The sequence below is a fragment of the Dolichospermum sp. UHCC 0315A genome, assembly GCF_008121535.1.
GTDB classification, from domain to species: Bacteria; Cyanobacteriota; Cyanobacteriia; order Cyanobacteriales; family Nostocaceae; genus Dolichospermum; species Dolichospermum lemmermannii.
On record NZ_CP043056.1, the window covers coordinates 3,083,630 to 3,106,941 of the forward strand.

Genomic DNA, 23,312 nt, shown 5'->3' on the forward strand with positions numbered 1-23,312 from the left:
ATTGTTAAAAATAGACCATCAATTAAACTCATAAATAACTCTCCCTGTGATAACTACATCTTGATTTTGCATTCTAAACACCATTTTTGAATTTTTGAATGTCTTTGACATTGCATAAGTAAATTAAATACTTGCAACTTTTCTATTCCCTGTTATGTATAGCAATCCTGTCTGATTTGTGAAAATTGATGTTTTTACCGAGAATTACAGCGGTTTCCGCTCTTATGAGGGACAAAGTTGAATCATGAAACTCTTGTAGTGCGGGCATACTATGGCTAACGCCACGCTGCGCTATCGACAAGCTCAGTACAAGTCTTGCCCGCTAGATATGTACCTCATAACACCAGGAAGTGCTGTATGAATAGCGCAGAGAAGAAAATAAATATATTCACAAATAATTGAGGATTGCTATTATTCGCTAATATTCTCTTTAATTAGGAGAACATTGGGAACAAAAATCCGGACTAAATTTACAAGATTGACTACCAGTTAATCCGTAGGCTGTACAATATGGGAAACTGGTCATTTCCATTTTGGCGGATTTGCAACTAGGAGTAAGGGCAAATGGTTGAGATTGTTGAGGTTTACGAACCAAAACCATAGATAGCAGCCTAGGCAAAGCCAAACAAGCCCCAGCATTGATGACGGTGAGCAATAATACATCCATCAAATCTATAGGGAATCACCCCCAAATGAAATTACATGAACACAGTTTGACTAAAACTAAAATATATGGCAATGTCCTAAGACTCAACCATAGTATTTAGTTTATATAAAATCAGTTTAGCATAGATTTTTATATATGGAACGGTGATAATTCAGTAATTGTGATCAACAATGTGCTTTTAACGTATTAGACATCTCCAGAAAAGAATGTAGAGACGTTCCATGGAACGTCTCTACAAGGGTTGTAAGTCACGCATATTTAATTTTCACCAGATGTCTATTAAATACCGTTATATTAAATTGAAAAAATCACCAATTTAAATTTAACATCAGCATCTATGACAAAAACCCAATCTGCAACTTCTTTCTTAGCTAACATTTCTGAGCGGGAAAGCCTGGCATTACAGAGTTTAGTAGATTACACAAACGTCGAGTCACTCCCAGAAATTTGGACTTTAGCTGCCAGGAAATTTGGTAATATTGTTGCCCTGCATAACCCCCACTCCAAACCAGAAGTAAAAATTACCTATAGTCAGTTGTCAGGGCAAATTCAACAATTTGCGGCTGGTTTACAGACATTAGGCATCAATATAAACAATAGCGACACTCTTCCCTATGGTGAACGGGTTTCCCTCATTGCTGACAACAGTCCCCGCTGGTTTATTGCCGACCAAGGTATAATGACCGCTGGAGCGGTAAATGCAGTCCGTAGCGCCCAAGCAGAACGAGAAGAATTACTCTATATTATTTCCCATAGTGGCAGTACCGCCTTAGTAATTGAGGATCTCAAAACTCTAAATAAGTTAGGAGAAAGCTTAAATGAATTACCGATTAAGCTGGTAGTTCTCCTTTCTGATGAAGCACCACCCACAGAACGTAATTTTCCAGTGGTGAACTTTTCCCAATTATTAGATATTGGTAGTAACAACACTTTAATAGCTACCAAACAAAGCAGCGAAAGTTTAGCAACCCTAATTTATACCTCTGGTACTACGGGAAAACCCAAGGGTGTGATGCTATCTCACAAAAATTTGCTGCACCAAGTTAAAAACTTAGGAACAGTAGTACAACCCAAAAAAGGAGATATTGCCCTCAGTATTTTGCCCACATGGCATAGTTATGAACGCAGTGGAGAATATTTCCTACTTTCTCAAGGTTGTACCCAAATTTACACTAATTTGCGTTCTGTGAAAGGGGATTTAAAGAAATTTAAACCCAATTACATGATTGCTGTTCCTCGACTATGGGAATCAATTTATGAAGGAGTGCAAAAGCAATTCCGCGAACAACCAGCCAAAAAACAAAGTTTAGTCAAGTTCTTACTAGAAACGAGCCAGAAATATATTGAAGCACGGCGTATTTGCCAGGGATTGAGTTTAAATCACATTCACGCTTCATTTATTGAACGTTCCCAAGCCAAAATAACAGAATTGGGTTTATTATTATTCCATGCACTCGGTGAAAAATTAGTTTATGCCAAAGTGCGAGAAGCCACAGGTGGAAAAATTAAGCACGTTATTAGCGGTGGTGGGGCGCTACCTGCATATATAGATAACTTTTTTGAAATTGTTGGGGTGGAAATTTTACAAGGTTATGGTTTAACAGAAACCTCACCAGTAACTAATGCTCGTCGTCCTTGGCGAAATTTACGGGGTTCTTCAGGACAACCCATTCCCGGTACAGAAGTGAAAATTGTCAATCCTGAGACTCGTCAACCTCTACCAGTGGGAGAACGGGGTTTAGTCCTGCTCAAAGGGCCACAAATCATGCAGGGCTATTATCAAAATCCCGAAGCCACAACCAAAGCCATAGACACAGAAGGTTGGTTTGATAGCGGTGATTTAGGTTGGGTAACTCCTGAAAATGACCTAGTATTAACAGGTAGAGCCAAAGACACCATTGTCTTAACCAACGGTGAAAACATCGAACCCCAGCCCATAGAAGATGCTTGTTTAAGATCACCCTATATTGACCAAATCATGTTAGTAGGGCAAGATCAACGGAGTATTGGTGCTTTGATTGTTCCCAACCTAGAAGCCTTAGAAAAATGGGCAGAAACTCAAAATAATAGTCAAAAAATTGACTTAGAGAGTAAAATAGTCCAGGATTTGTTTCGTCAGGAATTAAATCGGGAAGTTCAAAACCGTCCCAGCTACCGAGCCGATGATCGTGTTGGACCGTTCAAACTCATTGAGGAACAATTCTCAATTGAAAATGGACTCATGACACAAACGCTCAAAATCCGTCGTCACGTTGTCATGTCCCGATATTGCGATATTATTAACGCAATGTTTGCCAAATAATTCCCTAAATCGCAGATAATCTTTCAGAACTTAATGGAGATATAGGGAAGCAGCCCCGCAGAGGGGAATGGGAAGAAAATTCTTCTTTTTTTCTTTCTTTTTTTCTCCTGACTCCTGACTCCTGACTCCTGACTCCTGACTTCCCCCAAACTACAAACTATTTAAGAGTGAACGGACAATTTTTATGGATGTTTCCAACCCTCAATTGCTTTTAAAACGCCCGATTAATGTCAAAGCCATAGTTACTAGTCTCTGGAAAGAGGAAGTACAACAGCAACTACAAGGTCAAATTAATCAAGTTGACCAACAACTGCAACAATTAGACGTTGAAGGACAAAGAGCAGTTAGCGCCATTCAAAAACAGAGTGTGCAACCACCAGGACCCCAAACACTCCAACAAATTGACAACATTCAACTGCAAGTCAGTCAAAAGAAAAGTGAACTTCTAGAGCAGAAAAACCAAATGCTGCAAAACCTCCAGCAAGTACAATTATTGGAATTAGATCAAGAAGTTAATCAATTTCAAATGGAAAGCTTTTTCCGGATTGAACTAGGTGATAATTTGATTAGTAAAATGCAGGTTGAAGTTGTCCTCCGTGATGGTATTGTCGAAGAAATTCGCGGAGACATCTAACATTAGCACTGAAGTAGAAGTTTAGCATATCTCGTTCCCAGTCTCTGACTGGGAATGCTATCACAGAGGCTCTGCCTCTACAGTTACAAGCTTATCCATGAAGTTGACACCAATCAGCATTACGCTTAACCACCACCCTGAGTAGGGGGGAAATTAATAATTAAGGGAGTTGACAAATGACTTTGAATTTGTTATCATGAACTCGATAAGGAAGAACTATCTTATCATAAAAATCTATTCAACTCTCCAAAACCGCTGACAATCAAGTAATCGGTTGTGTTTTGTGCAAAAAAACAGATAGTTATCAATCATCTGATTTTTCCAAAAAATCACCCACTTGATCACAAAACTGTTAAAATTCGTAGATTGAAGTCCATATATAATTGATTCTGAAACCACCATATCATGAGCATTAACGAAGTATTTATGCCGGCGCTGAGTTCCACCATGACCGAAGGCAAAATTGTCTCCTGGGTCAAGTCGCCTGGAGATAAAGTGGAGAAAGGCGAAACAGTGGTGGTTGTCGAATCAGATAAAGCTGATATGGACGTGGAAACCTTCTATGAAGGATATCTTGCCCATATCATTGTTCCCGCCGGTGAAACTGCCCCAGTCGGCGCAGCGATCGCTTACATAGCCGAAACAGAAGCAGAAATAGCCACAGCCCAGTCCTTAGCCAACGCAGACGGTGCTGCTGCCCCCTCCACACCTGCCCCCATACCCGTACCCGTTGCCGCAATTGCCGCCCCTGCCACCCCATCTCAAAATGGTTCTAACCATGAACCCGGCAGAGTCGTAGTTTCACCCCGCGCTCGCAAACTAGCCAAAGAACTCAAAGTTGATTTAAATACCCTCACAGGTAGTGGTCCCTACGGTCGTATTGTGGCGGAAGATATAGAAGTGGCAGTCGGTAAAGTTCAACCCGTTACTACCCCCGTTGTCACTCCCGCACCTACACCTGTAGCCGCACCCGCACCCGTAGCTGCACCTGCACCTGTTGCCACACCAGTAGTTAGTAGTGCCGTTCCTGGTCAAGTAGTACCATTCACAACCTTACAAAATGCCGTAGTTCGGGGCATGGTAGCCAGTTTATCTGTACCTGTGTTCCGTGTCAGTTACACAATTAGCACCGATGGACTCGATAAACTTTACAAACAAATTAAGTCTAAAGGTGTGACAATGACCGCGCTATTAGCCAAAGCTGTAGCCATAACATTACAAAAACACCCCATCCTTAATGCCAGCTACTCAGATCAAGGAATTGTCAATCACCCTAATATTAACGTTTCTGTCGCCGTAGCCATGGATGATGGTGGTTTAATCACACCCGTTTTACAAAATGCAGATGCAGTTGATATCTACTCTTTATCTCGCAATTGGAAATCTTTAGTAGAACGCGCTAGAGCTAAACAACTACAACCAGTAGAATATAACAGCGGTACTTTTACACTTTCCAACTTAGGAATGTTTGGTGTAGATACCTTTGATGCCATTTTACCCCCCGGACAAGGTTCTATTTTAGCCATTGGTGCATCACGTCCCCAAGTAGTTGCCACACCTGATGGATTATTTGGTGTGCGTCAACAAATGCAAGTGACTATTACCTGTGATCATCGCATTATTTACGGCGCTGATGCTGCCGGATTCTTGCAAGACTTAGCGAAGTTGATTGAAACCAATCCCCAATCTTTGACAATGTAAGAGACTAATACCGCAAAGCGGAAGTCAAAAGTCAAAAGTCAAAAGTCAAAAGTAAGATTGAACAAGCTTTTTGGCGATTGAGAATGGTTGGTTTATTTACGCAGTGCTGTACTAATACCTAGATTCCCGACTTCTTGGAGAAGTCGGGGTTCTATAAAAAATATAAACATATACAAATTCCAGATTCTAAGAACTAACATTAAAACAAACGATTAATTAAAAAGTTGGTGTGTATTATGGCAACTAAAAAACAATTCAACAGCTTTGAAGAAATGCTTTGTGGTTCAGATGTCCCCGTGTTAGTAGACTTTTATGCTGACTGGTGTGGTCCTTGTCAAATGATGGTACCCATTTTAGAAAAAGTCAACCTTGAACTGAAAGATAGATTACGGATTGTGAAGATTGACACAGAAAAGTATAAAGAATTAGCCAGTCAGTATGGCATTGCCGCTTTACCAACCTTGGTACTATTTAAACAAGGAAAGCCAGTAGATAAAATTGAAGGTGTTATGCAAGCCGCACAGTTAGTACAACATCTACAACCACAACTTTAAATAGGGTTTTAAAATAGAGATGCAAAATTCCGCGTCTCTATAACAGCAACTTTCAGTGTATTTCTTCCTTTGCGCCTTTGCTCCTTTGTGCCTTTGCGCGAAACAAAATCAAGATCATAAAATTCGCGCTATCTTAAATAAAGAAGATCCAAGGAGTGCATCTTTTTATGAAAGGCAAACAAGTTTTACTTACAGGTGGCACAGGGGGACTAGGTTTGGGTGTAACACCCGCAGTTATAGCCCAAGGTGCAGATGTAACTATTCCTTATCGTAGTCCTAAAGATGTAGAACGTCTCAAAGGAATTATTTCCCCGGCGGATTTTGCCAGAATTCATTTTATTCCTGCTAATTTAGAAGATGAAGCCTCAGTAGAAAAACTTGTCAGCCGCATGACAAAAGTAGATGTGTTAATTCATTTAGTTGGTGGATTTTCTAAAGGAAAAACTCACGAATACAGCTTTTATGATTGGAAACAGGAAATAGATATCAACTTAAATACAACTTTTTTGACTTGCAAATATAGCCTCAAAAGTATGTTAGAAAACGGCTATGGGCGGATTGTTACCGTCAGTTCTCGCGCTGGTGCTGAACCAGCAGGACAATTAGCGGCTTATTCTGCGGCCAAAGCTGGAGTGATAGCCTTAACAAAAGCGATAGCGAAGCGCTCCGTAGGAATCGCCGATGAAACCAAAAATACTAATATTACTGCTAATACCATTCTCCCCAGTGTCATTGATACCCCCGCTAACAGAGTAGGTACACCCGCAGAAATCGCTGATAAATGGGTAAAACCTGAATCTATCGCCCAAGTTATCTGTTTTTTAGCCTCAGAAGCCGCTAAAGATGTCCGTGGTGCAGCAATTCCCGTTTATGGCAATTTGTGAAATACACCAGCAATTGACTTTTTTCGAGAATCTGCGGTAATCTTCCATTAAGATTAATAATCGAAATTTTCAAAGCTAAAATACAGGTATTACTTAACTACAACTTAGTATGAAATTCAATGTCACGATTGATCGAGATGAAGATGGTGTCTGGATTATTGAATGTCCTAGTATTCCTGGTTGCATTAGTCAGGGAGCGACAAAAGAAGAGGCTTTAGAGAATATTCAAGATGCGATTTCTGCTTGCTTACAAGTGAGGGCAGAGATTGGCTTGCCATTGACTATTGAAACTAAACAAGTAGAAGTCTTAGTATAGTTATGGCATCAAAATTACCTGTTCTGAGTGGACAAGAAGTAGTTCGCACTTTTGAAAAGCTGGGCTGGCGATTTGCACGCCAAAGCGCAAGTCATATAATTTTGGTCAAAGAAGGTGAAATGGTAACGTTGTCTGTTCCTGATCATCATGAAGTGGCAAAAGGGACTTTACGCGGACTAATACGAACTGCTGGGTTAACAGTAGAAGAATTTATTGCCAATGTTTAAATATATGGTTTATATCGCTTGTAAACGCTACAAATGCTTTTGCAAGCGATATAACCCACCAAAAAAGAAACAAGAAGAATGTAGTTGGGGTAGTCGGTTTTTGACGAGTTTAGGCATTAGCAATAGCAGTACGCCCAAGGTCAGGTCTAAACACAAAGCGTCACCCCAACAATTGTCCACCTAGGGAACCGCTACATCAGGGTTGGCAGTGCGGGTTTTTGATGCTATGCTTTTTCTAGCTTTCCATCTTGCAGCCAAGAGTAGAACGCCGACTGCCGCAGGAATGGTACCCCCGGAAAATTCCCAGGGGACACTTTCAACAGCGTATGTTACAACTGCATCGGATGGACCGTCCGCAACCTCCACCTTAATGTCGAAGTAATTAAAAGCAGCAGCATGTAAATTATTAGGGAGAGGCATTAAGTCGGTAAAAAGAAAAAAGGGAGAATACTTCAGGCGTAGAGGTTCGAAGAGAGTCGATTTATCTACATCCTGCGTAAAATTCGGTACGTTTCTGCTGGCATCAGCAAAAGCTCTTGCAAGGTTCTCGTTTTGCCACCAACGCTGCGTTTTAAGCCGATTCGCAGCAACCAAGTAATTACTGGTCACAGATTCCACATGGTAATCCACATTGTTGACTGTTAATACAACCGCCTTAGCAGGAGACATACTAGCAAGGACACTAGCAGCAGCACTACCAACAACTAAAGGCAAAAGACGAGATAGAGTAAATTTCATCATACTAGCAATATTCAGACGAGTTGTTTGGTGGATTCTGAAAACCCATAATTGACTTTATATCACACACACAACACTGCGAATTATACGTACTATATTTATTTGAAATTTTTAACTTTTCTTATCATTTCACTTTTTTTATTAATTCAACTGGCGCAGAGACGGAACTTGGGTGAAAATTCATGACAGTTTGCGAGATAATTACGAGATCCCAGTCCATCAGAAGCCATAATCGTAATCGCAAGTGAAGTCTAATTGCCTCTTGCCTCTTGCCTCTTACCTCTTACCTCTTTCTAAATGCTATCCTGTAGCAAGTAGCAATGCTGTTATCATTGGATATTTCTGATTTAATGACTATTGCAATTGGATTGTTGACCTGATTTAGCACCAAGCTAAAAGCAGTATTATCATATCATAATAAATTTACAAAACACGCAACAGGAGACGAGTAACGCATGGGCAAGGTAGTTGGCATCGACTTGGGTACAACCAACTCAGTAGTCGCCGTCATGGAGGGTGGCAAGCCGGTGGTGATTGCCAATGCAGAAGGAATGCGAACAACCCCCTCCGTCGTTGGCTTTAGTAAAGAAGGGGAAAGGGTTGTGGGGCAAATGGCCAGACGGCAAACCGTCCTTAATCCCCAAAATACCTTTTTTGCCGTGAAACGCTTCATTGGGCGCAAATATGGGGAATTAAACCCGGATTCTAAGCGTGTTCCTTACACTATCCGCAAAGATGAAATTGGCAATATTAAAGTTGCCTGTCCCCGGCTGAATAAGGAATTTTCCCCAGAAGAAATTTCGGCTATGGTGCTGAAAAAATTAGCTGATGATGCTAGTCGTTATTTGGGTGAACCTGTTACCGGGGCTGTGATTACTGTTCCGGCTTATTTTAATGATTCCCAACGCCAAGCTACCCGTGACGCGGGCAGAATTGCGGGGTTAGATGTGTTACGCATTCTCAATGAACCCACAGCCGCATCTTTAGCTTACGGATTAGATCGAGGTTACACAGAAACTATTCTCGTGTTTGATTTGGGTGGGGGAACTTTTGATGTGTCTCTACTAGATGTGGGTGATGGCGTATTTGAGGTAAAAGCTACCAGTGGAGATACTCAACTCGGTGGTAATGATTTTGATCGAAAAGTAGTTGATTGGTTAGCGGAACAGTTTTTAGAAGCAGAAGGTGTAGATTTAAGACGCGATCGCCAAGCTTTGCAACGGTTAATGGAAGCCGCAGAAAAGGCGAAAATTGAACTTTCGGCGGTTAGTGTCACCGATATTAATTTACCCTTCATCACCGCCACGGAGGACGGTCCAAAACACCTAGAAACTCGGCTGACGCGATCGCAATTTGAAGGTTTATGTGTAGACTTATTGAGTAGAATCAGAACACCAGTTAAGCGGGCGTTAAAAGATGCCGGAGTTTCTCCTGTAGATATTGAAGAAGTCGTATTAGTTGGTGGTTCTACGAGAATGCCCATGGTGAAACAGCTAGTTCAAGACTTAATTGGCATTGAACCCAACGAAAACGTCAATCCTGATGAAGTCGTTGCTGTGGGTGCAGCCATTCAGGGCAGTATTCTGGCTGGGGAACTTAAAGATGTTCTCCTCTTAGATGTCACACCTCTATCTATGGGCTTAGAAACCATCGGTGGTGTGATGAAAAAACTCATCCCCCGCAATACAACTATCCCAGTCCGTCGTTCTGACATCTTTTCTACTTCTGAAAATAACCAAAATAGCGTAGAAATCAATATTGTCCAAGGTGAAAGGGACATGGCCACAGATAACAAATCATTAGGACGGTTTAAACTCTATGGCATTCCTCCCGCACCCAGGGGTATTCCCCAAGTGCAAGTATCTTTTGATATTGATGCTAATGGGATTTTACAGGTAACAGCCCTAGATCGAACTACTGGCAGAGAACAAAGCATTACTATTCAAGGCGCTTCTACTTTAAGTGAGTCAGAAGTTAACCGCATGATTGAGGATGCTCAAAAATATGCCAGTGTTGATAGAGAACGGAAAGAACGAGTTGAAAAACGTACCCGCGCCGAAGCCTTAATGTTACAAGCAGAACGACAACTGCGAGAAGTAGCTTTGGAAATGGGAATGCAATTTGCCCGCAACCGTCGTCAACGCATTGATAATATTTGCCGGAATTTACGAGAAAGTTTACAAGCTGACGAAGATCGCGGTATTGATCAGGCTTATGCTGATTTACAAGATGCTCTGTATGAACTGAATAGAGAAGTCCGTCAGTATTATGCTGAGGATGAAGATGAAGATTTATTTGGTGCTATCCGGGAAATCTTTGTGGGTGAAAAAGAAAAAGAACCGCCAAGGGATGTTTACAGAGATAACTATCGCCAACGAGATTCATCTAACCGAGGTGTTAACAGGGACTATGGCAGGGAAAATCAAAATCGTTCTCCTAATTATGAAACTCGTCCCACTCGCAGCAAACGCCCTAGCTATCAGGATAACTGGGATGATGACGATGATTGGTTATAAGTAGGTTAGCATTGAAAATCGTCGTTATGGCACTAGGCAAGAGGCAAGAGGCAAGAGGCAAGAGTGAAGAGGGTTTGGGCGATTTTACTTTTCGTTACATACAGCACTTTTCGGTGTTATAAGGTACATATCCAGCGGGCAAGATGCCCGCACTACAAGAGTTTCATAATTCAAGTTTGTACCTCATGAGAGCGAAATCTGCTGTATTACTCTTCGAGAAGCCGCTCCGCGTCTACGGTTTTTTTCAGTTCGTTCGTAATTCGATTTTAGATTTTAGATTAACTATATTTGATCTACATTCAAAAATCTTTCCCAATATTTGATTTGCAGGGTCAGTCATAAGTAGAAGCACAACTGACAACTGACCACTGTACGGGCGAAGCATTTGGAGAACTATTTTTGGCAATGACCGATAATTTATCTTCCAAATGCTTCAACTGACAACTGACCACTGTACGGGCGAAGCATTTGGAGAACTATTTTTGGCAATGACCGATAATTTATCTTCCAAATGCTTCAACTGACAACTGACAACTGTACGGGCGAAGCATTTGGAGAACTACTTTTGGCAATGACCGATAATTTATCTTCCAAATGCTTCGCCCCTACTGACAACTAACATTTAACAGATTATGCAAAATTTGCAGAACTTTCGGGATTATTACGAAATTTTAGGGGTTTCTAAAGATGCCACCAGTGAAGAAATCAAGAAGGTTTATCGGCGTTTAGCTAGACAATATCACCCTGATCTTAATCCGGGGAATAAGGAAGCTGAGGAGAAATTTAAAACCATTGGTGAGGCTTACGAAATCCTTTCTGATTCTAGCAGGCGATCGCAATATGACCAATTTAGCCGCTATTGGCAACAAAACGGCTTTGCTGGCAATAAACAAACTCCCAAGCCAAAAGGTTGGGATAACCGCGCTAACGCTCGTTCTAGTCAAGAAGTAGACCCCAGCCAATTTAACGATTTTGAAAGTTTTGTTAATCAAGTAATTGGTGTCAGCAATCGCAAAGATCCCAAAAGTAGTCCCGGAAGCACCAGCACTAGCGACCCCTTTCGCAGTCCCAGAACCAAAGTTGCATATACGGTTAATACCCCGCCACCCCGTGCCACCCGTCGGGATATCGAAGCTAGATTAACCTTACCTTTAGAAAAAGCTTATCAAGGTGGTAACGAAAGAATCCGTTTAGAAGATGGACGTTCTCTCGAAGTGACTATGCCCCCAGCTATGGTAACAGGGCAAACTATCCGCTTGCGAAATCAGGGAATTAGTGGTGGTGATTTATACTTAAAAATTACCGTTGATCCTCATCCTTTGTTTAAGTTAGAAGGCATTAATATCTTCTGTCAAGTTCCTGTAACTCCCAGTGAAGCAACTTTAGGCGGACAAGTCGAAGCACCTACCCTTGATGGTCCAGTGAAAATGACTATTCCCCCAGGTGTCAGGTCTGGGCAAAGATTCCGTCTTGGTAATAAAGGCTACCCTGGCGAAACTGGTCAACGTGGTGATCAATTAGTGGAAATTCAGATAGTAACTCCCAAAAATATTAGTCCTCAAGAACGAGAACTTTATGAAAAATTGCGAGAAATAGAAACCTTTAAACCTCGCGCTGATTTATTGAATTAAAAATCAAAATATCTAGATCCCCGACTTCTTTAAGAAGTCGGGGATCTATCGGACAATTAAGAACAACGTAAATGTTTATATTTATAACCCACATTCCGCACCCTTGACTGTCACAAACGGTGATTACGGAGGTAAATTGATGAAAAAGGAGTAAAAAAATACATTTATCTATAAAAAAATAAATTTTAGATAGGAAAGTTGGTTCAAATATATTCTCAATAAGAAGCAATAAAGAATAAGGGTGGTTTCTGGCAAAAAATATAATATAATTTTATTGTTAGTCTATCAAGACTTAATCATAACTTATATCCTTCTAGAAATAAACTTAAAAACAGCATTAAAACTTAAACTCATTAATAAAATCAATGAGTCAAATTGTATAATTAAACTATTAATAATGTTGATAAATCAACTTATATATCTGTAGTAATTACGGCAAGCTTCTGGGAGAAATAGAAGAATGTACTTCATTTCAGATGTTAAGTTATAAAAGTCTGTTTTTTGTTGAAAAGTAACAATATGAACTGATTGAAAACATTGAAATATCCACCGCATTGTTGGATAGTCAAAGCTTTTTCTATTCTCTTTGATAATTTCTTTAAGTCAGATTTTTTTCTATCTTGACTTTGCACAACTAACCATCTTTGTTCTATATCCCCATAAGTTATTTTCTTCTCGGCATAAGAATATCCTGCTTTTTCACTTTTAACAAATTCCAATTCTGCTAAACTCATCACTAAGTTTTTTGCTGCTTTTATATATATTGGTATATCTCCATCTCCTGAACATACTAATTGTGTAATAAATTGTTTTAAATCTGGACGATGATCTCTTGAATAACCATAGGTCAGCTTTATCGCTTGAGGTGATTGACTTTCCTCATTTTCTTTTTCCAATGAACCTGATTCTTTTTGATTTTCAAATATTACTGATGGTAAACTATTTTCATATTCTCCATCTACATGAAATGATGTTGAATCCAAGTGTGATGATGAAAGTGATACCTGATATATTTTTACCGCATTTAAACTGACTGCTAAAAATGCTGTATCTAATCCTTTTATAAATAATTTATCGAATACTCTCCCCAGCTTGTCATCATTGAGATATTCTGCTTTTATTCCTACACCAATTAGAGACTTCCAATTTAAAAAATATCCCAAAATTTCTTGTAGTGCGGGCATACTATGGCTAACGCCACGCTGCGCTATCGACAAGCTCAGTACAAGTCTTGCCCGCTAATAATACAAGGACGGGCAAGATACCATTGGATCATTTTTTTTGTGGAGTTCTCTTAAATGTTCACAAGCAATTAATTCAAAGAATTTTGGAAACATATATAACGGCTGTGACATCATACTTAAGCCGTTTAAAATCATCGCCTTTACCACCTGACCTGCACTGACTTTTTCTCCTGGCTCTGAACCTACTAAATTATTAATTATTTCTACAATCCCTATTGAATCTACTATTCCTGCTACTATCCCTAAATGGTCTATCTTCTTCAATTCCAGGTCTTTTGTACTAAACATGGTAACAGAAACTCCATACAAGTATCTGTTACCATGTTCTCATTTTTCTGTTGATTTAAAACGTTTTTTTAGTTTTTTTTATAGTCATTGAGGATAAAGCTTTCAATGATTGTGGACTAAGTTTTCCATTACAATCACCTCAGAATCAAAATTTTATACTTAGTCGTTTTTGTTGACTGTATATCTACTTTAGTAGTAGTTATTCCTATTTAGCTTCAATAAATTTTAGTCAACCCTCACAAGCATTAGTTCTTATGTACTAAATACATCGGTTTCCTTGGGGTGTGACACTTGAGGGTGCGGAATGTGGGTTATAACCATTAACAGATGGCAATAATTTACTATCAGCCACATATTTAAAGTAAATTTCTTGTTTTTATACAGGATTAATTAGAACTGTTTTAAGCTTTGTGTAGGTTGGGTTGACGCAAGGAAACCCAACATTTAAGATATTCGATTAATTTTGCACAGTTAGCTATTAATTGTCAATTGATAATTAATATCAGATTCTATTTATTCCAGGGCTATTTATTCATCCTCTGTATTTTCTAGATCATGAAAAATTCCCTCTATATCTTGTGAACCATGTAAGATACGGACAATTTCAATACCTTGATCAATGGCTCGGTAAAAAATCAAGTAGCTTTTTACAGGGAAACTTCGCAAAGAAGAAGCTAGTTCAGGGCGTTCTTTACCCATTTGCGGAAATTTGGCTAATTTGGGAAAAGTGGTTCGTAATGTATCAAACATTTTATCAGCAGCTTTGGAGTTATTTTGCGCCACGTATTTCCAGATATTCTCAATATCTCCTGCTGCTTGGCTAGAAATCCGAAATTGACTCATACAGAACCACTATCAGCCAAATTTTTCTGGACTCGCCCTTTAATATCGGCAAAAAAATTGGTCAGTGACTCTTCATCATATTCAGTGTATTCACCATTTTCTAGTTGCTGAATACCAATGTTAATTTCATTACGTAAAGCTGCTAATTTGAGCTTTTGCAGTTCTTCTTCAAGGCTATGCAGTCTATCTAACATCTGTTGAAATGCCTGTGCTTCCTGTACCACGACTTCAGCTTTGCCATTGACAGTTAGTACAAGAGGGGATTTTGTAGACTTAATTTTTTCTACGTAGTCTTTGGTGTTACGTTTGAAATCCGTAAGAGTTTGAATATTCTCAAGATTAATTCTAGTTAGCATCGTATCTAATAAAATGCTGAATAATACATATTATAAGATGTTTTGTGGCTGTTTCTGCTATAGCTACCCAAGAGATTTAGAATAGAAAAAAACTTATTTGAGCAAAGTGACTCAAAAAACCGTCAACCAAAATGGGGAAGTCCCACACAGCAGCGAAATTACCTATTACTCCCTGCTAGGACTCTATCCTGGAGCATCAGTAATTGATATTCGTCGCGCTTATCGAGAACTGAGCAAACTCTATCATCCAGATACGACAGAATTACCTGCTAATATTGCTACTGCTAAATTTCAGCAAATAAACACAGCCTACGCTACCCTCTGTAACCCAGAACGACGATTGAGCTATGATTTGAAAGTGGGTTATTCCCGTTTTGGCGTAATTCAAGCACCACCTGATTTAAACCAGTCTGTACATAAGCCTTACGATTTTTCCAAATCAATGTATCTTGATGCTACAGATCGCCCTTTGTCTTCTGGAGAAATATTTGTATTATTTATTTTGGGGTTAACCATTGTTGGTTGTATGCTATTAGCGATTGCGATCGCCATCTGGCGTGGAGAAGCAATCAGTTAAACTCAATTTCTCACCTCTAAAATCACCAATAATTTTGAATTGAATTGCTTATGCTTTCCGCTAATACACCACTGTATAGTCATTCTTTACCACAAATTGAACAATGGCTAAAAAACCAAGGTTGTCAACAAGACGATACCCAACTACATTGTTGGCGTGTCCAACGATCTAGTTGGGAAGCGGAACTTTGGTTAGATACTGAACAAATTACAGTTCGCTATTTTCAATCAGGAGAAACCCGTCAAGATATTCAACGTTCCTTTAAATATTCCCTGAGTCGGGAAGACATCGAAGAAGCCGTTTTTTCAGGGCCATAATCTAATTTGGGATTTGGGATTTGGGATTTGGGATTTGGGATTTAAAAGTTTAAATTTGGCACCAATCTAAAATCCAAAATTGTCAGACTTTCCCAAAACGGCGTTCTCGTTGTTGATAAGCAGATAAAGCGCGATGAAATTCATGACGGTTAAAATCCGGCCAGAGAGTATCAGAAATATAAATTTCACTATAAGCCATTTGCCAAAGTAAGAAATTCGATAATCGCATTTCTCCACTGGTGCGAATTAATAAATCTGGATCTGCTATTCCAGCCGTATATAAATGAGCTTCAAATACCTCTTCAGATATATCTTCAGGGTTGATTAAACCTGCTTTTACCTTTTGAGCGATCGCCCGACAAGCTTGTAAAATCTCCTGTCTACCCCCATAATTAGTCGCTATTGTAAACCGAATACTGCGATTATCCTTAGTTTGATCCATAGAATGGGAAATCTCAGCCTGAAGAGCCTGTGGTAAAGCCGATAAATTACCCACAAACTGAATTTGCACATTTTCCTCCACCATTTCCCGCAGTTCTTGGCGTAAAACGCGCTGAAATAGATTCATCAAAAATTCTACCTCCTCCTCTGGTCTTTGCCAATTCTCCGTTGAAAAAGCATAGGCAGTTAGTGCTTTAATTCCCCAGTCTTTGCAACAGTGCAGCAAATCCTTGAGAACATTTACACCGGCTTTATGACCCATAATCCGGGGTAGACCGCGACTTTTTGCCCATCGGCCATTACCATCCATAATTACCGCGACGTGCTGAGGGAGTAATTCTTGTTTTAAATCAAGAGGTAAATATTGCAATTCAGTTTGTTGTGTTTTCATTTTTTATCTTGAGAAGCGGTCGTACCCCTACGGGTAGCGTGTCGAAGACAAGGTAGCCTAAGTAACCGGGACATTAATTTTAGTGATTGATCACCAAGTTGACGAACTAAACTGAAAAGACCAGGTGCATGAGCTTCCCGATCTACAGTGGGAGAGAATCGAGTCTCTAAAGACTCTTTGAGCTTTTTAATAGTTAGTGGTCTATATAGAGTTCCCTTTTCCGCTAAGGAAATAGAACCCGTTTCTTCTGATACAACAACACAAATACAATTTTCGACCCTTTCAGTAATTCCCATTGCCGCCCGATGGCGTGTTCCCAACTGCCGCGACGCTGTGCGTCCTGAAAGTGGTAAAATTATACCAGATGATACAATGCGCGAACCACGAATTAACGTTGCTCCATCATGTAACAAAGTTTTCGGTTGAAAAATAGTTTGGATCAGTTCTTTAGAAACTTCAGCATTTAGCTTCACTCCTGGAACGGAGAAATCTTGTTCTTCAATGGGTCCTGTAGTTTCTAAAATTAGTAAAGCGCCAATCCGATTTTTTGATAACTCTTTAATTGCATCAACAATTTCATCAATTACACTATCCGACTTAGGAATTGCTCTAGCGTTATTCCGAAATAACTGCCAAAATTCACCACGTCCCAATTGTTCCAAAAAACGGCGAAATTCTGATTGCAGTGCCACAGCCATAGCCACAGCACAGCCAATCACCAATTTTTCCAGGACAAAATTTAGGAGGGGTAATCCCAATTTGCCACTGAGTGCCGAGCAGAGCATTAAGACTATAAACCCTCGCACCATCCATAAAGTGCGCCGTTCACTAATAATAACCAGGATCATGTATGTCAGTGCCAGCACTAACATTATATCCAGAGTCCCAAGGAACAAGGACTGTGACCTATCTCCCAGGTTTATCAGCCATTGCTTCCACCAATCTCTCATAAAACCTCGCCGTATGCAGGAAACTCAGAGTCTTCAGACCTGAGAGGGAAGCGACACGAGCGATTAAAGTCGCCGTGACATTTGTGGTAAAATTAAATTGCGAGTAAAAATTATTGTCTACGTATTAAAGCATCCTAGTACGGAGAAATCCCGGCTCCTGTGAAACAACGGTTAGATTTTCTAACGGCAGTATGACGAGAAAGAGCAAGCAATGGCAGGTTGACTGAGCGTACCGTGCCACAGGCTTAGTGACAGATTCCGATAGCGCAGCGTGGCTTTAGCCATAGCATTTTGAACAAAAGTAAGCGCAATTTCAACACCTTAGTTGGTAGTTGTTTTGAGCGTTTAGTCGGCGTTTGACGGTCGCAGCGAGAGTTTTACTCTGTCCGCAGAATCTCAGTGGCTGAAGCCATGAGAGTGTCAAGACATCTGGATTCTTATAGTCAGTTGTCAGTTGTCAATTGTGATTTTTTAACCACTGACCACTGACCACTGACTACTGACTATTTCAGTCTTTCCGGTAGGCAATCTTGTCGAATCAAATCTTGATAAGTTTCGCGCTGCAAAATTAAATTTGCTTCACCATTTGCCACTACAACTGCTGCCGGTCGGGGGAGACGATTGTAATTAGATGCCATACTGTAATTGTACGCACCAGTTCCCATAACTACGAGAATATCATTTGCTTCAGTTTTTGGTAGTTGGGCATTTTTAATCAGAATATCCCCTGATTCGCAGTGTTTACCAGCTAATGTGACCGTTTCAGTGCAGGGGGTAGATATTTTATTAGCAACTACTACCCGATAAACTGATTGGTAAGTGATAGGGCGGGGATTATCGGACATTCCGCCATCAATCGCTACGTAGGTGCGAATTTCGGGAATAACCTTCGTAGCACCAACAGTATAAGCCGTGACGCAAGATGTGGCTATGAGCGATCGCCCTGGTTCACAGAGTAACTTTGGTAAAGGCAGATTTTCCGAGATACAAGCAGTTTGTACAACCTCACAAATTGCCTTAGACCATTCCACAATGCTTGGTGGATCATCAGATTCTGTATATCTAATCCCTAAACCACCACCAACATTTAATTCTCTCACCTTTAATCCATGTTTAGCCGCATCTCTTAACCACTGCACCATCACAGCAGCTAAATCTCTATGTGGTTGACGTTCAAAAATTTGTGAACCAATATGAGCGTGTAACCCCACACAGTTTAAACTAGGCTGCTTACTTACAAAAGCAAATACTTCTTGTAAATCATGAGGATCAAAACCAAATTTACTATCTAAGTGTCCAGTCCGAATATATTCGTGAGTATGGCATTCTATCCCAGGAGTTAAGCGTAGCATAATCCGAATGGGCGAAAGATCAGAATTTTCTGTTTTCTCCCCTGCTATCTTCACCAGCAGATCTAATTCATGCCAGTTATCCGCTACAATAGTACATCCAGACTGAATCGCTAAAACTAACTCATCATGAGATTTATTATTTCCATGTAAGTAAATCTTATCAGGACTCATACCCGCATTTAGCGCAGTATAAAGTTCGCCACCGGATACTACATCAATTCCTAACCCTTCTGAGGCAACAATGGCACAAACAGCTAAACAATTCCATGCCTTAGAAGCATAAAGTACCTGAGATTCTCCCTTGTAATATTCCTTAAAGGTATCTCGATATTGCCTACAAGCTGTCCGCAGGGTTTCCTCATCTAAAATATATAAAGGTGAAGCAAACTGTTCAACTAGGGTTGTGACATCACACCCACCGATTTCCAGATGATCATGATCATTAACTCTTGCTGTCAAAGGTAAGAGTTGTTGGTTAGGAGAAATATCAGCACTGTCACCAGTTGTTGACTGTAAATATTGACGGCCAGAAAGTTGAAATTCGACGGGGTAAGTCGATACCATAACTAATAAGAGTTGTCTTTGTGAAAAATCAGGCCATGAGTATATGTCCTGATTTCCAGTTTAACCTCTCATTGGTAATGGATAATTGGTAATTGGTAATTAACCTTCCTCAATCCTCAAAAATTGTGATTTCATCCGACTTAAAAATTCAATCTTTAACCACAGATAATTTAACTGAACTATTAGAACTAGATAAAGCTTGTTTTGATGGTTTATGGACTATGGAAGGCTACCTGCGGGAGTTAGAAAGTCCTAATAGTCATTTTTTGGGTTTATTTTCCCCTTTTAATCATTCTGAACTCTTGGGAATGGGGTGCTTTTGGTCAATTCTAGAAGAAGCACACATTACAATTTTGGCAGTTCATCCCCAATATCATGGTCAAGGGCTAGGAAAAGCCTTATTATATTCCCTTCTGCAAACTGCGGCTGATCTTGGTTTGGAAAGAGCTACCCTCGAAGTCCGCGATTCTAACTACGTTGCTATTTCTTTGTATCAAAAGTTTGGTTTCAAAACTGCGGGAAAACGACGGGGTTATTACAAAGATAACAATGAGGATGCCTTGATTCTTTGGCTTTCTGAACTACAACAACCACATTTTTTCAAAAATCTAGATAAATAGGCAATAGACAAGTCTAATAAATTAACCCTTCTAGATTCCAACGAACAACTGACAACGAACAACTAAGTAGGTGAACGGAAAAAAACTGAAATATGTAACGAAAAGTAAAATCGCCCAAACCCTCTTCACTCTTGCCTCTGGTTACTGAGCGAAGTCGAAGTATTGCCTCTTGCCTCTTGCCTCTTGCCTCTTGCCTCTTGCCTAGTGCCATAACGACGATTTTCAATGCTAACCTACTTAACAACTAACAACTGACTAATCTTCCAGTGATTGGGCTTGAACTTCAACCGCTGTCACATCAATTGTTCCTTCTGGTGTGAAGCGTTGGAATTGAAAGTTTTTAACTAATAGTTGTTCACCACAGTTAACACATTGTACTTGGCTGTTATTTACCCCTGTTAATTCATATCCACATACGGGACACTGGTTAGTAACTAGATTTTTTGCTAACCACCAACGAAACCCCAAGAATGCTACCACAGGTAAAAAAAACAATAACCCCAAAATAATTACCAAAGAATTAACTAACCAGCCTAATCCCAATGATGCTAATAGCCAGGCGATTGCTAACAGGGTCAACCAAGGGCGGATCTTTTCAAAATTGAATTGCAAGTTTTTAAAGGTCATGTCTCTTTCTTTGTGCTATTGACTCTAGGATAGCGAGTTTAGTCCTGGGTTATCCCCCAGTAATACAGGTATTTCATCAGCCATTCCTTCTAAATATACAATCCTCAAGTTTGCTTGCGAGGTTATTATGCAAAAATCAGCTAGACGATCATGAAATATTAATTCTTCTTTAAATATTATTTTTGATGCGGAAGAAAATTGCTTTCGTTGCGTCTGATCACCAGAAATATCAGACAATAACCCCAAACTGTCATCATTTTGACTTTTAACTTCCGCTTGGCGGTGCTGATTCTTAATGTTGTCCTTCTAAACAATATTTGACAATTAACAGGCAATTTCTAGTATCTGAATCACGTTCATAGACTACTTTATCTGCCAAACGGCGGAGTAAAAACCACCCATATCCACCTACTTGCAGAGTCCCCGGTTCTGGCTCAGTGATCACGTCAGGATTAAATGGTTTTCCATAATCCCAAATTCTTATTTCCAGTTTATCAATCCATAAACTGACTTGAATTTCTATAGTTGTTTCCGGTGGTAAAGCATGATGAGCATGACGAACTGCATTGGTAAAGCCTTCTGCTAATGCTAGGTTAAGACAATAAACTTGGGTATCTGACCAGCCATATTTAGGTAAATATCGCTCACAGAATTCTTCAAACCATTGTTGTACTTGGATCAAGAGTTTAAGATCGCTCTTTACCGTTTGATGGTCTTGCTGCACTATGCTAAGCATTGACCGTGACTTGAATAGAAAGTAATTGAAAAGTATTTGCGTTTTTTTGTGATTGATAATTTCACATTTAGGAATTTAGTTAACGTCTGTTGATCTTCAAAAGCATATCTCTTTTGAAATATCAGTAACAAGTAGACCATAAAAGATTTACGGCTAGTACCGCAGGGCGGAATTAAAAATTAACAATTAAAAATTAAAAAGCAGATGGTATAAGCTTTTCAGGGATTTTTAATGGTTGCTTAACTTACGCCGTATTGTACTAGTTGTTTGTCAGATATTATCCCGTATATGCTCTTGAAAATTACAGACGTTACTGGATTTAGTTTTGACTGAACTATCTTAGAACAATCCTAAAGTTAAGGATTTGTCTAATGGGAGTGCAGCACCAATACCTAGCCACAGGGTAACAAGAGTCCCAAAAAGAAATACTGTTGTTGCTACAGGGCGACGGAAGGGGTTTTGAAACTTATTCACGTTTTCCAAGAAAGGAACGAGAATTAGTCCCAAGGGGACAGCAGCCATTGCTAATACACCTAATAGTTTACTAGGTAATGAGCGGAGAATCTGGAATACAGGATATAAGTACCACTCTGGCAAAATTTCCAAAGGAGTAGCGAAAGGATTGGCTGGTTCACCGATCATCGCGGGATCTAGAGTTGCTAGAGCCACAATACAGGCGAAAGAACCCATAATGACGACTGGGAATATATAGAGCAAATCGTTGGGCCAAGCAGGTTCACCATAGTAATTGTGACCCATGCCTTGGGCAAGTTTAGCTCTCAATTTGGGATCGCTCAGATCCGGTTTTTTTTGCGTTGACATTTTTAAATTCGCTCTCCGACTGAAGTGAAGTTAAAGAATTGGTGAAAGCTATCAACAATACAACTAGCTCAAGTTTCCGATGGTAGTTTATGTCTACAACTTACAAGTTATTTTCTCTTTAGTTTAAAACAAACTACGATGATCTGGAAACACAAGTTTTGCCTATTTGCTAATAACTTTGATTACAAAGGTCCAGAAATACCTTGTTTGCGAATCATCAAGAAGTGGAACAACATGAAGACGGCAATTAACCAAGGAAGAACGAAGGTGTGAGCGCTATAGTAGCGGGTAAGTGTAGCTTGACCAACACTAGAACCACCACGGAGTAAATCGGAGATGAGAACGCCGACTACGGGAATGGCTTCTGGTACACCACTAACAATTTTTACAGCCCAGTAACCAACTTGATCCCAAGGGAGAGAGTAGCCTGTTACACCGAAGGAAACTGTGATAACTGCGAGGATAACACCACTGATCCAGGTTAATTCACGGGGCTTTTTGAAGCCACCGGTTAGATAAACGCGGAATGTGTGGAGAATCATCATTAATACCATCATGCTGGCTGACCAGCGGTGAATGGAGCGAATTAACCAACCGAAGTTGACTTCATTCATGATGTACTCGACAGAGGAGAAAGCTTCAGCAACTGTAGGTTTGTAGTAGAATGTCATCGCAAATCCAGTGGCGAACTGAATCAGGAAGCATACTAGGGTAATTCCACCTAAACAGTAGAAGATGTTAACGTGGGGAGGTACGTATTTGGTGGTGATATCATCAGCAATTTCTTGGAGATCCAAGCGTTCCTCAAACCAGTCATAAACGTTAGCCATACAATCCTAAGTTCCTAAAAATAGATTGCGGTTGATAAGTTTTGTGATGCGAAGCTTAGTCAGCCATGACTATTCAACTAACCTCAGTTAGAGGGTTCGCTTCTCGCTTCATCCAAGAGAATGGGCTTCTATTGGTCTACGAGCGTAAATTTGGGTGTAACTCACCCTATTTTTGAGAAATCCC

At 40.0% G+C, this 23,312-nt stretch carries 24 protein-coding genes and 1 pseudogene; 12 read left to right on the forward strand and 13 right to left on the reverse strand.

What is annotated here, in order from left to right; translation table 11 throughout:
• Positions 1-430: 430 nt before the first annotated feature.
• Positions 431-667 carry a hypothetical protein gene (locus BMF77_RS14990; protein ID WP_148763846.1) on the reverse strand — a complete coding sequence of 79 codons (237 nt, stop codon included), beginning with the start codon at positions 665-667 and terminating at the stop codon, positions 431-433.
• 337 nt (positions 668-1,004) lie between these two features.
• On the opposite strand from BMF77_RS14990, the gene BMF77_RS14995 reads away from it, so the two are divergent.
• From BMF77_RS14995 to BMF77_RS15025, 7 genes are all read left to right on the forward strand, one after another.
• Complete coding sequence (locus BMF77_RS14995) at positions 1,005-2,969, forward strand: long-chain fatty acid--CoA ligase (RefSeq protein WP_148763848.1); 1,965 nt, start codon at positions 1,005-1,007, stop codon at positions 2,967-2,969.
• 184 nt (positions 2,970-3,153) lie between these two features.
• Complete coding sequence (locus BMF77_RS15000; RefSeq protein WP_148763850.1) at positions 3,154-3,603, forward strand: YlqD family protein; 450 nt, start codon at positions 3,154-3,156, stop codon at positions 3,601-3,603.
• A 405-nt stretch (positions 3,604-4,008) separates the two neighbouring features.
• Positions 4,009-5,304: a dihydrolipoamide acetyltransferase family protein gene (locus BMF77_RS15005; protein ID WP_148763852.1), complete on the forward strand. Its 1,296-nt coding sequence runs from the start codon at positions 4,009-4,011 to the stop codon at positions 5,302-5,304.
• Between the two features lie 236 nt (positions 5,305-5,540).
• Complete coding sequence (gene trxA / locus BMF77_RS15010; protein ID WP_148763854.1) at positions 5,541-5,858, forward strand: thioredoxin; 318 nt, start codon at positions 5,541-5,543, stop codon at positions 5,856-5,858.
• Positions 5,859-6,025: 167 nt separating this feature from the next.
• On the forward strand, positions 6,026-6,742 hold the full coding sequence (gene fabG, locus BMF77_RS15015) for a 3-oxoacyl-ACP reductase FabG (RefSeq protein WP_148763856.1): 717 nt from the start codon (positions 6,026-6,028) through the stop codon (positions 6,740-6,742).
• 109 nt (positions 6,743-6,851) lie between these two features.
• Positions 6,852-7,058 carry a type II toxin-antitoxin system HicB family antitoxin gene (locus tag BMF77_RS15020; RefSeq protein ID WP_137906973.1) on the forward strand — a complete coding sequence of 69 codons (207 nt, stop codon included), beginning with the start codon at positions 6,852-6,854 and terminating at the stop codon, positions 7,056-7,058.
• Between the two features lie 2 nt (positions 7,059-7,060).
• The gene (locus BMF77_RS15025; RefSeq protein ID WP_015083363.1) at positions 7,061-7,285 is read left to right on the forward strand and encodes a type II toxin-antitoxin system HicA family toxin; all 225 of its coding nucleotides are present in this window, start codon (positions 7,061-7,063) and stop codon (positions 7,283-7,285) included.
• Between the two features lie 180 nt (positions 7,286-7,465).
• On the opposite strand, the gene BMF77_RS15030 is transcribed toward BMF77_RS15025, so the two are convergent.
• Positions 7,466-8,026: a hypothetical protein gene (locus BMF77_RS15030; RefSeq protein WP_148763858.1), complete on the reverse strand. Its 561-nt coding sequence runs from the start codon at positions 8,024-8,026 to the stop codon at positions 7,466-7,468.
• 452 nt (positions 8,027-8,478) lie between these two features.
• On the opposite strand from BMF77_RS15030, the gene dnaK reads away from it, so the two are divergent.
• Entirely contained in the window at positions 8,479-10,539 is a 2,061-nt protein-coding gene (gene dnaK, locus BMF77_RS15035; RefSeq protein ID WP_148763860.1) for a molecular chaperone DnaK, read from the forward strand.
• A gap of 632 nt (positions 10,540-11,171) precedes the next feature.
• Positions 11,172-12,170 carry a DnaJ C-terminal domain-containing protein gene (locus BMF77_RS15045; protein ID WP_148763862.1) on the forward strand — a complete coding sequence of 333 codons (999 nt, stop codon included), beginning with the start codon at positions 11,172-11,174 and terminating at the stop codon, positions 12,168-12,170.
• Between the two features lie 479 nt (positions 12,171-12,649).
• Here BMF77_RS15045 and BMF77_RS15050 read toward each other — a convergent pair whose 3' ends face one another.
• From BMF77_RS15050 to BMF77_RS15065, 4 genes and pseudogenes are all read right to left on the reverse strand, one after another.
• Positions 12,650-13,354 carry a DUF4277 domain-containing protein gene (locus BMF77_RS15050; RefSeq protein ID WP_148763864.1) on the reverse strand — a complete coding sequence of 235 codons (705 nt, stop codon included), beginning with the start codon at positions 13,352-13,354 and terminating at the stop codon, positions 12,650-12,652.
• 114 nt (positions 13,355-13,468) lie between these two features.
• A pseudogene (locus BMF77_RS15055) lies at positions 13,469-13,702 on the reverse strand (DUF4277 domain-containing protein); the annotation flags it as partial.
• 528 nt (positions 13,703-14,230) lie between these two features.
• On the reverse strand, positions 14,231-14,545 hold the full coding sequence (locus tag BMF77_RS15060; RefSeq protein WP_148763866.1) for a type II toxin-antitoxin system RelE/ParE family toxin: 315 nt from the start codon (positions 14,543-14,545) through the stop codon (positions 14,231-14,233).
• Complete coding sequence (locus tag BMF77_RS15065; protein WP_148763868.1) at positions 14,542-14,901, reverse strand: type II toxin-antitoxin system Phd/YefM family antitoxin; 360 nt, start codon at positions 14,899-14,901, stop codon at positions 14,542-14,544. Before BMF77_RS15065 ends, BMF77_RS15060 begins: the two co-directional genes overlap by 4 nt.
• 106 nt (positions 14,902-15,007) lie before the next feature.
• Here BMF77_RS15065 and BMF77_RS15070 point away from each other — a divergent pair, with 106 nt between their 5' ends.
• Both BMF77_RS15070 and BMF77_RS15075 read left to right on the forward strand, forming a co-directional pair.
• A complete protein-coding gene (locus BMF77_RS15070; protein WP_148763870.1) occupies positions 15,008-15,478 on the forward strand; it encodes a J domain-containing protein in 471 nt (156 codons plus the stop codon).
• Between the two features lie 50 nt (positions 15,479-15,528).
• The gene (locus BMF77_RS15075) at positions 15,529-15,795 is read left to right on the forward strand and encodes a DUF3143 domain-containing protein (RefSeq protein WP_148763871.1); all 267 of its coding nucleotides are present in this window, start codon (positions 15,529-15,531) and stop codon (positions 15,793-15,795) included.
• A gap of 82 nt (positions 15,796-15,877) precedes the next feature.
• On the opposite strand, the gene BMF77_RS15080 is transcribed toward BMF77_RS15075, so the two are convergent.
• The 3 genes from BMF77_RS15080 to lysA form a co-directional block, all read right to left on the reverse strand.
• Positions 15,878-16,627, reverse strand: coding sequence for an isoprenyl transferase (locus BMF77_RS15080; protein WP_148763874.1), 750 nt, complete (start codon positions 16,625-16,627; stop codon positions 15,878-15,880).
• The gene (gene cdaA / locus BMF77_RS15085) at positions 16,624-17,577 is read right to left on the reverse strand and encodes a diadenylate cyclase CdaA (protein WP_015083371.1); all 954 of its coding nucleotides are present in this window, start codon (positions 17,575-17,577) and stop codon (positions 16,624-16,626) included. Before cdaA ends, BMF77_RS15080 begins: the two co-directional genes overlap by 4 nt.
• Before the next feature lie 503 nt (positions 17,578-18,080).
• The gene (lysA, locus tag BMF77_RS15090) at positions 18,081-19,493 is read right to left on the reverse strand and encodes a diaminopimelate decarboxylase (protein WP_148763876.1); all 1,413 of its coding nucleotides are present in this window, start codon (positions 19,491-19,493) and stop codon (positions 18,081-18,083) included.
• Positions 19,494-19,618: 125 nt separating this feature from the next.
• On the opposite strand from lysA, the gene rimI reads away from it, so the two are divergent.
• Positions 19,619-20,113 carry a ribosomal protein S18-alanine N-acetyltransferase gene (gene rimI / locus BMF77_RS15095; RefSeq protein ID WP_015083373.1) on the forward strand — a complete coding sequence of 165 codons (495 nt, stop codon included), beginning with the start codon at positions 19,619-19,621 and terminating at the stop codon, positions 20,111-20,113.
• Positions 20,114-20,368: 255 nt separating this feature from the next.
• Here the strand turns inward: rimI and BMF77_RS15105 are convergent, their stop codons facing one another.
• From BMF77_RS15105 to petB, 4 genes are all read right to left on the reverse strand, one after another.
• Positions 20,369-20,740: a hypothetical protein gene (locus BMF77_RS15105; RefSeq protein ID WP_148763880.1), complete on the reverse strand. Its 372-nt coding sequence runs from the start codon at positions 20,738-20,740 to the stop codon at positions 20,369-20,371.
• Positions 20,741-21,032: 292 nt separating this feature from the next.
• Positions 21,033-21,476 (reverse strand): anti-sigma regulatory factor, encoded by a 444-nt coding sequence (locus BMF77_RS15110; RefSeq protein ID WP_015083375.1) that lies wholly within the window; start codon positions 21,474-21,476, stop codon positions 21,033-21,035.
• 339 nt (positions 21,477-21,815) lie between these two features.
• On the reverse strand, positions 21,816-22,298 hold the full coding sequence (gene petD / locus BMF77_RS15115; protein ID WP_015083376.1) for a cytochrome b6-f complex subunit IV: 483 nt from the start codon (positions 22,296-22,298) through the stop codon (positions 21,816-21,818).
• 182 nt (positions 22,299-22,480) lie between these two features.
• Positions 22,481-23,128, reverse strand: a complete 648-nt coding sequence (gene petB / locus BMF77_RS15120; RefSeq protein WP_015083377.1) for a cytochrome b6 — start codon at positions 23,126-23,128, stop codon at positions 22,481-22,483.
• Positions 23,129-23,312 lie beyond the last annotated feature (184 nt).

What these genes read in the sequence shown, in the direction of transcription:
- BMF77_RS14990 (WP_148763846.1), bottom strand. Translation starts at nt 667, where the DNA reads ATGGATGTATTATTGCTCACCGTCATCAATGCTGGGGCTTGTTTGGCT.
- BMF77_RS14995 (WP_148763848.1), top strand. Translation starts at nt 1,005, where the DNA reads ATGACAAAAACCCAATCTGCAACTTCTTTCTTAGCTAACATTTCTGAG.
- BMF77_RS15000 (WP_148763850.1), top strand. Translation starts at nt 3,154, where the DNA reads ATGGATGTTTCCAACCCTCAATTGCTTTTAAAACGCCCGATTAATGTC.
- BMF77_RS15005 (WP_148763852.1), top strand. Translation starts at nt 4,009, where the DNA reads ATGAGCATTAACGAAGTATTTATGCCGGCGCTGAGTTCCACCATGACC.
- trxA (WP_148763854.1), top strand. Translation starts at nt 5,541, where the DNA reads ATGGCAACTAAAAAACAATTCAACAGCTTTGAAGAAATGCTTTGTGGT.
- fabG (WP_148763856.1), top strand. Translation starts at nt 6,026, where the DNA reads ATGAAAGGCAAACAAGTTTTACTTACAGGTGGCACAGGGGGACTAGGT.
- BMF77_RS15020 (WP_137906973.1), top strand. Translation starts at nt 6,852, where the DNA reads ATGAAATTCAATGTCACGATTGATCGAGATGAAGATGGTGTCTGGATT.
- BMF77_RS15025 (WP_015083363.1), top strand. Translation starts at nt 7,061, where the DNA reads ATGGCATCAAAATTACCTGTTCTGAGTGGACAAGAAGTAGTTCGCACT.
- BMF77_RS15030 (WP_148763858.1), bottom strand. Translation starts at nt 8,026, where the DNA reads ATGATGAAATTTACTCTATCTCGTCTTTTGCCTTTAGTTGTTGGTAGT.
- dnaK (WP_148763860.1), top strand. Translation starts at nt 8,479, where the DNA reads ATGGGCAAGGTAGTTGGCATCGACTTGGGTACAACCAACTCAGTAGTC.
- BMF77_RS15045 (WP_148763862.1), top strand. Translation starts at nt 11,172, where the DNA reads ATGCAAAATTTGCAGAACTTTCGGGATTATTACGAAATTTTAGGGGTT.
- BMF77_RS15050 (WP_148763864.1), bottom strand. Translation starts at nt 13,354, where the DNA reads ATGCCCGCACTACAAGAAATTTTGGGATATTTTTTAAATTGGAAGTCT.
- BMF77_RS15060 (WP_148763866.1), bottom strand. Translation starts at nt 14,545, where the DNA reads ATGAGTCAATTTCGGATTTCTAGCCAAGCAGCAGGAGATATTGAGAAT.
- BMF77_RS15065 (WP_148763868.1), bottom strand. Translation starts at nt 14,901, where the DNA reads ATGCTAACTAGAATTAATCTTGAGAATATTCAAACTCTTACGGATTTC.
- BMF77_RS15075 (WP_148763871.1), top strand. Translation starts at nt 15,529, where the DNA reads ATGCTTTCCGCTAATACACCACTGTATAGTCATTCTTTACCACAAATT.
- BMF77_RS15080 (WP_148763874.1), bottom strand. Translation starts at nt 16,627, where the DNA reads ATGAAAACACAACAAACTGAATTGCAATATTTACCTCTTGATTTAAAA.
- cdaA (WP_015083371.1), bottom strand. Translation starts at nt 17,577, where the DNA reads ATGAGAGATTGGTGGAAGCAATGGCTGATAAACCTGGGAGATAGGTCA.
- lysA (WP_148763876.1), bottom strand. Translation starts at nt 19,493, where the DNA reads ATGGTATCGACTTACCCCGTCGAATTTCAACTTTCTGGCCGTCAATAT.
- BMF77_RS15105 (WP_148763880.1), bottom strand. Translation starts at nt 20,740, where the DNA reads ATGACCTTTAAAAACTTGCAATTCAATTTTGAAAAGATCCGCCCTTGG.
- BMF77_RS15110 (WP_015083375.1), bottom strand. Translation starts at nt 21,476, where the DNA reads ATGCTTAGCATAGTGCAGCAAGACCATCAAACGGTAAAGAGCGATCTT.
- petD (WP_015083376.1), bottom strand. Translation starts at nt 22,298, where the DNA reads ATGTCAACGCAAAAAAAACCGGATCTGAGCGATCCCAAATTGAGAGCT.
- petB (WP_015083377.1), bottom strand. Translation starts at nt 23,128, where the DNA reads ATGGCTAACGTTTATGACTGGTTTGAGGAACGCTTGGATCTCCAAGAA.